The organism is uncultured Faecalibaculum sp. (genome assembly GCF_910588395.1).
In the GTDB taxonomy this organism is placed as follows: Bacteria; Bacillota_I; Bacilli_A; order Erysipelotrichales; family Erysipelotrichaceae; genus Faecalibaculum.
In genome coordinates, this window is record NZ_CAJUPA010000007.1 from 60,826 (window position 1) to 70,178 (window position 9,353).

The following is a 9,353-nucleotide window of genomic DNA, read 5'->3' on the forward strand; positions in this document are numbered from 1 at the left end:
GTGGGCGGCTGACTCATGTACAGTGTTTGTATGATTGACTCAAGTATAGCGCTTTTATATTAAGAAAAACCGAACAGTTTTCGAAGGAACTCACCAATCTTTGTCAATGAGCGCAAATGACCGGACTCCCGTCATATTCTGTTCAGCAGTGATAAAGCAGTTTTTGGCCGCCGGCTGCAGATGCCAGCGGTTACCGGTCTATGTTACTATGGAACGTGGTGATGCACATATGAAAAAACTGAAAAAAACAAAAAAGGAAACCCGGAAACCTTCCGGGGACCCTGATTATCATACACAGATACAGCCGGAAGAGGCTCCAGCCGCTTCAGACAGCCTGCAGGATCCCTTTGCAGGAACCGAAGGAGCCAGCGAGCACTTCCGCCAGCCCGATCCGGCAAAGAACCGGAAACGGCGGAAGAAAGCCGCAGACAGCGAAGGCCGCAAATGGCCGGATTTCCTGCTCTGGGGGCTGGCCACCCTGCTCTCGGTGCTCTTTTCTGTGCTGCTCTACCAGATGGGCATGCTCACGATCCAGATCCTTCTGTGCATCTGCGTGATCCTGCTGCTGGTGGACCTGATCCTGCTGATCCTGCTGCTGCGGCGCACCCGCACCCGCTGGACCACCTGGATCTGGCGGATTTTCGCCCTCATCATGAGCGGTGCGCTGGCTTTTGGCAGCTTCACAGTCTACAACACCTATCACGCCCTGAGCACGATCACCGGTTCCGGTTCCACAGCCTCTCTGCTGAAAGTGGACCTGCTGGTGCCGGAAGACTCCTCTGTGACCAAAGTCACGGATCTGGCGAAAAAGAAAGTGGGGTATTCCACCCGGGCGGATGAAACCGTGGTGGCCTACGCCCTGAATCAGATCAGCACCCAGATCAATGAAGTGGAATATGTGGACTACAGCGACTACAGCCAGCTCTACGACGACCTCCGGGACGGAACCATCGACGCCATGCTGCTGCCTGCCACCCGGTACAACTTGCTGGAGGAACAGTACAAGACCCTGAAAAAAGACACCCGGGCGATCGCCCAGTATGAAACCACCCGGAACATGGCTGCCACCTCGGATTCCACCCTGGACATTTCCCGGGAACCCTTTGTGGTCTATGTCGCCGGCATCGACGCCGGAGATGATCCCTCCATTGACGGACGCAGCGATGTGAACATTCTGGTCATGGTGGATCCAGTAAACAACTCCATGACCACCGTCTCTGTTCCCCGGGACAGCTATGTCCCCAATCCGGCCTACAACAACGGCTCCGACAAGCTGACGCACCTGGGCAATGATGGCGCAGACAACTCGATTCTCGGTCTGGAAGAAGCCTTCGGCATCGAAATCGACTACTACGCCAAGGTGAACTTCCAGTCCCTGATCCACATCGTGGATGCCCTGGGTGGCGTGGAAGTGGACGTGAAGCTGGACTTCACGGAACAGGATGAAAACCGGTCTTTCAAGAAGAAGGATCTGATCACGCTGAAAAAAGGAAAGCAGGTCCTCAACGGCAAGGAAGCTCTGGCCTATGCCCGCCACCGGAAAACCGAAGGCTATGGCACCACGGGACGGGAAAACGCCCAGCAGGACATCATCCGGGCGATCATGAAAAAACTCACCACTGCCGAAGGCATTGCCAGGATCAACCAGCTGATGGACGCCGCCCAGAAATATGTGGCCACGGACATGCCCCTGCCGGCCATCCAGAAATTCATCTCTCAGCAGCTCAAGGATGTGCAGCCCTGGACCGTGGATTCCATGACGCTCAAAGGCGGCGCGGATGCCACCCTGACCACCGTCTCCATGCCCTCCCTGCCCCTGTCCTGCTATCTGCTGTCTCCTCAGGACATCAGCAAAGTATACAACGCCTATGCCCGGATGTTCGATGATTCGAAAATGAAGGACTTCAGCTTCGATCTGACAAAGGATCCGCAGCCGAAAATCAGTTATGCGGTGAAGCAGGAAGTGAGCGAATACATGATCACCTCCGCCGACGCGGACAAGCTGAGTCCCTACTCTGTGTACTACGGCATCGGCCGCGTGGACTCCAGTTCCGCCAGCCGCAGCGAAACAAGGGCCCAGGAACAGGCCATTGACATCGTCGTGCCCAGCTACACCCCGCCGGTATACGTGCCGGAGTATGTGGACCCGGGTCCCGGATACGTGGAACCGGAACCCGACCCGGTACCCACCCCCACACCGGAACCTGAACCGGTCCCCACCCCCACACCGGAACCTGAACCGACTCCGACACCCACACCGGATCCGGGAACCGGCACCGATCCCTCGGGATCCGGCAGCACGGGCGGTGAAAGCACCACTGGCGAATAATGCAGGACTCAAAGCCCGCCGGCCTCATCACCGGCGGGCTTTTTCTGCCACTGCACCGATCTGTTCCTGCCGTCATCCCACAGGACACATCTGTTGACGCCAGCCGGAAATCGTGGCAGGATACAGCAGCTGCACCCGGGCTGCAGACTTGTTCCAGCCGGGCTGGCAGACTGGTTTCCGCTGGAATCCGGCATCAGGAAACCGCTTTCCCGTCACACCATGACGGAAATGTAAGGAATAAATCCGGAATTGTGGTAAATTTTTGACAATTGTGCGTAAGTTTCAGAGTACCATAAACTGGAAAGCGGAAAGGGGGGCGCTATATGCACAGCAGACTGCCGAAACTGCCGGATGGCCGGTCATCCGGGATCCGCATCAGACGGACCATGCGCTGGGACAGGCTGGCGCTTCTGACAATCGCAGCCTTCATTGCTGTCATGGGCTTCCATACCCTGGAACAGTTTTTCGTCCATGACACCTATGCCTTCATTTCCCCCGAAAGTGAAGCCGAAAACCACGCCCCCATGATCGCAGACTACGCCGCCAAATACGGCATCCAGGACTACACCAGGTGGCTTGTGGCCATCGTGGATGTGGAATCCGGCGGCCAGGGCGAAGACGTCATGCAGTCCAGCGAATCCCTGGGGCTGTCTCCCAATTCCCTCAGCACCCCCGAAAGCATCGACCAGGGCTGCTCCTATTTCTCCTCCCTGCTGCAGAAATCCGCTGCCCTGGGCACCGATTTCGACTCCGTCCTGCAGGCTTACAATTACGGCTCCGGCTATCTGGATTACGTGGCAGCCCATGGCGGTGTCCACACCCAGGAACTGGCGGAAACCTTCGCAAAGGAACAGGCAGAAGGCAAAAAGAAGACATACATGAACCCCGTGGCTGTGAAAGCCAACGGCGGCTGGCGCTATGACTACGGCAACATGTTCTACGTGACCCTGGTTCACAACGCCGTGACAGAAGAATGACCATCAACCGGCTCTGAGGCCGGTTTTCTTTTTTTGCCGATGCGCCGCAGCAGCGGCTGTGGCAGGGCGTAAAAAAAACCGCATCTATTTCGATACGGCTTTATATGCAGTTATCATCGCTCCCGTTCGTAGCTCAGGAACACCAGACCATCGCTTTCCGCATGACGCTTCAGCTTCAGATCCAGCGGCTGTCCCCCGGGCTTGAACAGCCTGGTACCGGATGCACCAATCTGCGGAACAATGACCAGCTCATAATAGTCGATCTGATCGGTCTTCATCAGCTGACTCACGGTCTTCGGTCCCGCAAGCACCCAGATGGTGCTTCCTTCCTGCTCCTTCATCCGCCGCAGACACTCTGCCGCATTTCCGGTTTCATAATGAACACCGCTCTGACCCGTTTTTGGTCTGGGGCTGAGTACGGTAATGTTCTCTTCTGTTTTCAGTCTGGATTCCAGCTGCTTCCAGGTCTGATGGTCAAACAGAAATGTCTGCCCCTGCGTGTCCGGCAGCCAGTCCAGGTTTTCCACCAGGCAGCCGTCCACCGTGACAGCCGTAAACAGTCGGGCTTTTCTCATGACTGGGGCACGAATCCCGACTGCCGGATGCAGTCTTTCAGGTACGGCATGTACTTCTCATCATTGGCAATGACATGAATGTACAGATAATCTTCATCCTTCCGGATCACGGCTTCCAGTACCTGGAACCCGTCTTCTTCCCAGTCATCCATCCACAGCATGCCACCCTCTTCCAGATGCGGCTCCTGATCCATCACCTGGGCTTTTCCCGTGAGAATGTGGTCGTCTTTGGAAGCCTGGATCAGCCAGGACCATTCCCCTTCCTCTTTGTAGGGAGCCATGAGATTCACGGAATTCGTCACCGGATCAAAGCTTCTCTCCGCTGCACCTGGCGCCACCACCTGACAGTCGGCAAACAGATGATACACATCCCGCTGACGGTACTGGACGGCGGGTTCCTTCATTCGGGGGCAGTCCTTCAGCCTGTCTTCCCGTCCCAGCAGATTGACCAGCAGAAAATATGTGTTGACAGGCAGCGGCAGTTCCGGGTCCTTCTCATGGGCAATCTCCAGATAGTCGCAGATTTCATTGGCTGTCTTGATGGTGGCATCGTTCATGACGGTGTACTCCCCCACCCCTTCCTTGGCCAGCAGCGTCAGGGCTGCATTGCGGTAGAAACGGGCGTCCCGGTCCCAGTCGTTCCAGACATAGAACCAGTCCATCAGATCATCCAGGTCCATGGACTGGAATTCCCTGCGGCTCAGAGGTCCGCGGCTGGTGAGAATCTCATCGTCTCCGGCTTTGGGCAGGTAATAGGTTTCGTCATACAGATAGTTTTTCCGGCGGAAATCCGGATCGGTCAGAATGAGATTCCGGATATAGTCCAGCTCGTTTTCGTATACGTGATGCAGCCGGTGAAAATCTTCGTCACTGGCGTATTCCAGATCGTCGATCAGCTCATACTTGCCCGGCTGCTCCTCTTCGATGTCCTTGAAGATATCCACGCAGAAGGCATGGAATCCCGCGCCGGCATGACGCGTATTGGCTGTCAGCGTCAGCTCCCGGTCACCCTCCGTCACCAGAATCTTGCCCTGGGGACAAACCAGGATCTCCACTGTATCCTGCCGTTCTTCCGCCTGGATGCCTTCCCGTTCGCAGATCGCGCCGATGATCTGATACAGTTCTTCTATTTCCTTTTCGCTTCGGTCTTTGCAAATCAGCTGTACAAACATGCTGTTCTCCTTCTTTCCATCCGATCAGTCAGTGTCTGTGAGTCAGAGCCGGATTCCTCCGTCTCAATGAAAAAGACAGGATCATGCATCCTGTCCTACTGGTCCGTGACGGCAACCACTTTCCACACAGATGCCGGCTCTCCGGCTTCCCGGTCCGCGGTCACATCCGCCTGATCCACATAATGCACATCGTCCAGTTTGATTATCGTGCATTTTGCATCGGTTTTGAATTGAGATGAATCCGGGCTGTCTGCATAAGTCAGCTTCACCTGCCAGGTATAGCCGGGATATGACTGATCCATATAGGTCACATCTTCCTGCTTTGGCTGACTCAGTTCCACCTTCGTCACTTCCGGCAGCGCACCGGGCCCCTGTTTGCTGCGGATCTCGGGCATCACATGGTAGTAATAATACTTCGCATACTCCCGGAAAGCATCCGCACTGGCAGAGGGAATCAAATCCAGTCCTCCGATGTCTCCTTCTTCTTCCTTGTTGGACAGAGTGAAGAAATCCGCCAGAAAGTATGTGGCGGCTGCCTGCGCCCGGGCTTCTTCGCTGCCGTCCTTCAGGGAAGCACTTAAGGCATCATAGGTTTCGGCGATATAGGCAGTGGGTTTCTCCGGGGCAAAATACACCGGGTTTTCCTTTACGGTATAGGTTTTCGTTTCTTCCTGCAGCGTATCCTCTGTCTGTTCCTTCTCTTCCGGCACCAGCATGGAACAGCCGGAACACAGAGTGGCACACAGCAGAGCTGCCAGCAGGGATTTCCTTCGATTTCTTTGCACGGTGTGATTATATCACGGCCAAAGCAAGTACAATAGGATTCAGAGACAAAGGAAGTGAAGACATATGAACCAGATCGCCAGCGGCTGGGAAGAATACGAAGTCATTGATACAGGAAACAAGGAGAAACTGGAACGGTGGAACAAAGTGGTGCTCCGCCGTCCCGATCCCGTGGCCATCTGGCCCATCCGGGATGAACGGGACTGGAAACAGGCAGATGCTGTCTACCACCGGTCCAACAAAGGTGGCGGTTACTGGGAGACGAAGAAACCGGTGAAGGAAAACTGGACCATCGGCTACCGGGACCTGCGCTTCAAGATCTCCCCCACGGGATTCAAGCACACCGGGCTGTTTCCCGAACAGGCCGCCAACTGGGATTTCACCATGGATGCCATCCGCCAGCGGAAAGCCGCCAGCGACAAACCGGTCCGGATCCTGAACCTGTTCGCCTACACCGGCGGGGCCACCATGGCCGCTTCCAAAGCCGGAGCCGATGAAGTGGTGCATGTGGATGCATCCAAAGGCATCGTTGCCTGGGCCAAGGAAAACATGCACATCAACCACCTGGAAGATCGCACCATCCGGTTCATCGTGGATGATGTTCTGAAGTTCGTGAAGCGGGAAATCCGCCGGGGCCGCAAATATGACGGCATCATCATGGATCCCCCTTCCTATGGCCGGGGCCCGAACCAGGAGCTCTGGAAACTGGAAGACCAGCTGTATGAACTGGTCAGCGAATGTGCGAAGCTGCTGAGCGATGAGCCGCTGTTCTTCCTGGTGAACTGCTACACCACCGGATTCCCCCTCTCCGCCATGAAGGAGACCCTGACCCGCGTGCTGACAGATACCCGGGGCGGCAGCGTGGAAGTGGGCGAGAATCTGCTGCCTGTCACCAAAGGCGGGGTGCTGCCCTGCGGCATTTTCGGCCGCTGGACCCCGAAGCAGTGATCTGACTTTCTCAGACCGCAGACAGACAGTCTGCGGTCCCAATCATGAAAATACCGGCTGACCTTCAGGAGGCAGCCGGTATTTTCATTGGGCTGTTCAGCGACCGCAACAGCCGGATTCACCGGAACAGATGAACCGGAATTCCCTCTCTGGTCAGCACACTTCTGTGCAGATAACAGGATCCCAGGAAGACCGCCATGGCGGTCCAGACAAAGGGTTCCGTGGCGCACACACCCCAGTATCCCGCAAAAGGCACCACGAACCAGGTGAACAGCAGCTTCCCAGCCAGTTCAATCACCGAAGACAACACCGGAATCAGTGTCATGAGCATGCTCTGCATGGAAACCCGAAGGTTGAGCAGGATCGCCAGCATGGGAAAGAACGGCACATTGGTGATCAGATACAGGCGTCCCGTTTCCATGACAAAGGGATCCGAACTGCCGGAAATCAGGGAAATCATGGCACCTGCGGCAAAGAACGTGAGGACACTCAGAACAATGGAATACAGAATGGAAATCCGGTTCGCAAAAGCGATGCCCCGCTCCACCCGTTCATACTTTCCGGCACCCATGTTCTGCGCCGCAAAGGATGACAGCCCAGAGACAGGGAGAAAACCGGCAGGTCCAGCACGGCAATCATCTTCCTGGCCGCCGTATGCCCGGTGATCCGCCGGGTTCCCATGGGATTGATCGCCGTCTGCAGGATCAGCGTGCCAATGGAGACAATGGAAGACATCAGTGCCATGGACAGGCCCATTTTGAGCAGCGACGCAACCATGGCCCCGTCCCAGGCAAAGTCGGAGACCGAAGGAATCAGCTCCCGTTTCTTCCGGAAAATCCACCCCAGACAGGCTACCAGGGAAATCAGCTGCGCAATCAGCGTGGCCCAGGCCGTGGCAGCCACACTGGCCTGCAGGCGGGTGATGAAGACGATATCCAGAACAATGTTGATCCCGCTGGACAGGATCAGTACATACAGCGGTGTTTTTGAATCTCCCGCTGCCCGCAGCAGTCCGGAAGCCAGATTGTAGTAAATGGTGATGATCAGACCTGCGCTGATGACAAAAATATAGCTGTATGCCGAAGTAAAGATATCCCGGGGCGTGCGCAGCAGCTGAAGAACGCCGGTCATGGACAGGCACATGATGGCCGAGATCACAACAGCTATGACAGTGGACAGAAGGATGGACAAGGCGACGCACTTACGGAATCCCCGGCTGTCCTGTGCCCCGTATTTCTGACCGGCCACCACACCGAATCCCTGTCCGAATCCTGTGGAGAAGCCCACAATCAGCTCAAACAGAGCCGCCACACTGCCCACAGCCGCCAGGGACTGATCCCCCAGATAATGGCCGATGATGACAGTATCCGCTGTATTGTACAGCGTCTGAAACAGCTGGGAGAAAAACAGCGGCAGGGCAAACAGGATCAGGGATTGTCGAATCGGGCCTGTTGTCAGTTCCTGGTTCATGGTCATACCTCGCTTTCCGCAGAAGACAAGGATACGCTTTCCCGCCTGAATCGTCCACCCGGGATTCAGGACAGTGTGCATATCCAGACAGCGTACATGATCGAGGAGAGATGAGACCGGAAACCAGACCTCCCCCCGTTTCCGGTTCCTGCTATACTGACACAAACACCTGCCCTCATCAGCGGCAGATGCCGGAAAAACCACCATCCGGAGTTTCCGGGAAAGGAGTACCTCATGTCCTCTGCACTGACACCCCCTGCCACCATCACCTTCGACTGTTATGGAACACTGCTGGATACCAGCCCTTTCCATGAACTCCTCGCAAAGACAGCCGTCAAAGCCGGAATCCAGCCGGATCTGGCAGTGGAAACCTTCACCTCCTGGGAAGACCGCCTCATGTACGGAGACCCGTATCAGGACTACGACAGACTGCTGCAGGAAGTCCTCGCCTGGTGTGACCGGCAGCTGAACACCGCTGTCTTTGTGCCTCTGCTGGAACAGGCACTGGAAATCCACCGCCATTTTCGTCCTTTTCCCGACGTGATTCCTGCTCTGCGGAAACTGAAGGAAGCCGGATTCCGGATCTGTCTGATGTCCAACACCACAGCAGACCTGATGGACAGCCACCTTCAGACCCTGGCGCAGCTGCCGGATGCCTGGCTGACGGCAGACAGCACAGAATGCTTCAAGCCTGACCTCCGGTTTTTCCGCCAGGCTGAAGAGACATTTGAACTCTGCCGGCATCCGCATATCCATGTGGCAAAAGGGTATTGGTGGGATATCGTTCCCGCTGCCAGACTCGGCTGGAACCGGATCTGGGTCAACCGCAATGCAGAACCTGCGCCCCGCCGGCAGGAAGAACCAGTCACGGTGATCCGGGATCTTTCCCTGCTGCCGGCGCTCCTGTCCGGCACTTCCCGGGACCAGCGGGTTGCATGAACAGCCTGTGGATGATCCTGTGATCAGCTGCACCCGCTTTCATGCCCGGATTCAATCGGTTTTCATACATTACAGGCAGAACCCCCTTTCCTGCAACAGATATATAATTTCTTGATAGGCTACGAAGCTCAGTAAAGCTAAGCTGCAACCAGTTGTTTCT

General features: G+C 55.9%; 8 protein-coding genes and 1 pseudogene. 4 read left to right on the plus strand and 5 right to left on the minus strand.

The window, feature by feature from the left end:
• Positions 1–229 precede the first annotated feature (229 nt).
• Positions 230–2,329: an LCP family protein gene (locus QZ305_RS03210; protein ID WP_294730053.1), complete on the plus strand. Its 2,100-nt coding sequence runs from the start codon at positions 230–232 to the stop codon at positions 2,327–2,329.
• Between the two features lie 515 nt (positions 2,330–2,844).
• Positions 2,845–3,282 (plus strand): annotated as a pseudogene (locus tag QZ305_RS03215) (lysozyme family protein); the annotation flags it as partial.
• 137 nt (positions 3,283–3,419) lie between these two features.
• On the opposite strand, the gene QZ305_RS03220 reads toward QZ305_RS03215, so the two are convergent.
• The 3 genes from QZ305_RS03220 to QZ305_RS03230 form a co-directional block, all read right to left on the minus strand.
• Positions 3,420–3,881, minus strand: coding sequence for a dihydrofolate reductase family protein (locus tag QZ305_RS03220; protein ID WP_294730055.1), 462 nt, complete (start codon positions 3,879–3,881; stop codon positions 3,420–3,422).
• Positions 3,878–5,053, minus strand: coding sequence for a hypothetical protein (locus QZ305_RS03225; RefSeq protein ID WP_294730057.1), 1,176 nt, complete (start codon positions 5,051–5,053; stop codon positions 3,878–3,880). Before QZ305_RS03225 ends, QZ305_RS03220 begins: the two co-directional genes overlap by 4 nt.
• 95 nt (positions 5,054–5,148) lie before the next feature.
• Complete coding sequence (locus tag QZ305_RS03230) at positions 5,149–5,838, minus strand: hypothetical protein (RefSeq protein WP_294730058.1); 690 nt, start codon at positions 5,836–5,838, stop codon at positions 5,149–5,151.
• 64 nt (positions 5,839–5,902) lie between these two features.
• On the opposite strand from QZ305_RS03230, the gene QZ305_RS03235 reads away from it, so the two are divergent.
• Positions 5,903–6,784, plus strand: coding sequence for a class I SAM-dependent methyltransferase (locus QZ305_RS03235; RefSeq protein ID WP_294730059.1), 882 nt, complete (start codon positions 5,903–5,905; stop codon positions 6,782–6,784).
• 118 nt (positions 6,785–6,902) lie between these two features.
• Here the strand turns inward: QZ305_RS03235 and QZ305_RS03240 are convergent, their stop codons facing one another.
• Entirely contained in the window at positions 6,903–7,355 is a 453-nt protein-coding gene (locus tag QZ305_RS03240) for an MATE family efflux transporter (RefSeq protein WP_294730061.1), read from the minus strand.
• A complete protein-coding gene (locus QZ305_RS03245) occupies positions 7,274–8,254 on the minus strand; it encodes an MATE family efflux transporter (RefSeq protein WP_294730063.1) in 981 nt (326 codons plus the stop codon). The genes QZ305_RS03240 and QZ305_RS03245 overlap by 82 nt, the downstream gene beginning before the upstream one ends.
• A gap of 234 nt (positions 8,255–8,488) precedes the next feature.
• On the opposite strand from QZ305_RS03245, the gene QZ305_RS03250 reads away from it, so the two are divergent.
• Positions 8,489–9,193, plus strand: a complete 705-nt coding sequence (locus QZ305_RS03250; protein ID WP_294730064.1) for an HAD family hydrolase — start codon at positions 8,489–8,491, stop codon at positions 9,191–9,193.
• Positions 9,194–9,353 lie beyond the last annotated feature (160 nt).

What these genes read in the sequence shown, in the direction of transcription:
- QZ305_RS03240 (WP_294730061.1), bottom strand. Translation starts at nt 7,355, where the DNA reads ATGGGTGCCGGAAAGTATGAACGGGTGGAGCGGGGCATCGCTTTTGCG.
- QZ305_RS03235 (WP_294730059.1), top strand. Translation starts at nt 5,903, where the DNA reads ATGAACCAGATCGCCAGCGGCTGGGAAGAATACGAAGTCATTGATACA.
- QZ305_RS03220 (WP_294730055.1), bottom strand. Translation starts at nt 3,881, where the DNA reads ATGAGAAAAGCCCGACTGTTTACGGCTGTCACGGTGGACGGCTGCCTG.
- QZ305_RS03250 (WP_294730064.1), top strand. Translation starts at nt 8,489, where the DNA reads ATGTCCTCTGCACTGACACCCCCTGCCACCATCACCTTCGACTGTTAT.
- QZ305_RS03245 (WP_294730063.1), bottom strand. Translation starts at nt 8,254, where the DNA reads ATGAACCAGGAACTGACAACAGGCCCGATTCGACAATCCCTGATCCTG.
- QZ305_RS03225 (WP_294730057.1), bottom strand. Translation starts at nt 5,053, where the DNA reads ATGTTTGTACAGCTGATTTGCAAAGACCGAAGCGAAAAGGAAATAGAA.
- QZ305_RS03210 (WP_294730053.1), top strand. Translation starts at nt 230, where the DNA reads ATGAAAAAACTGAAAAAAACAAAAAAGGAAACCCGGAAACCTTCCGGG.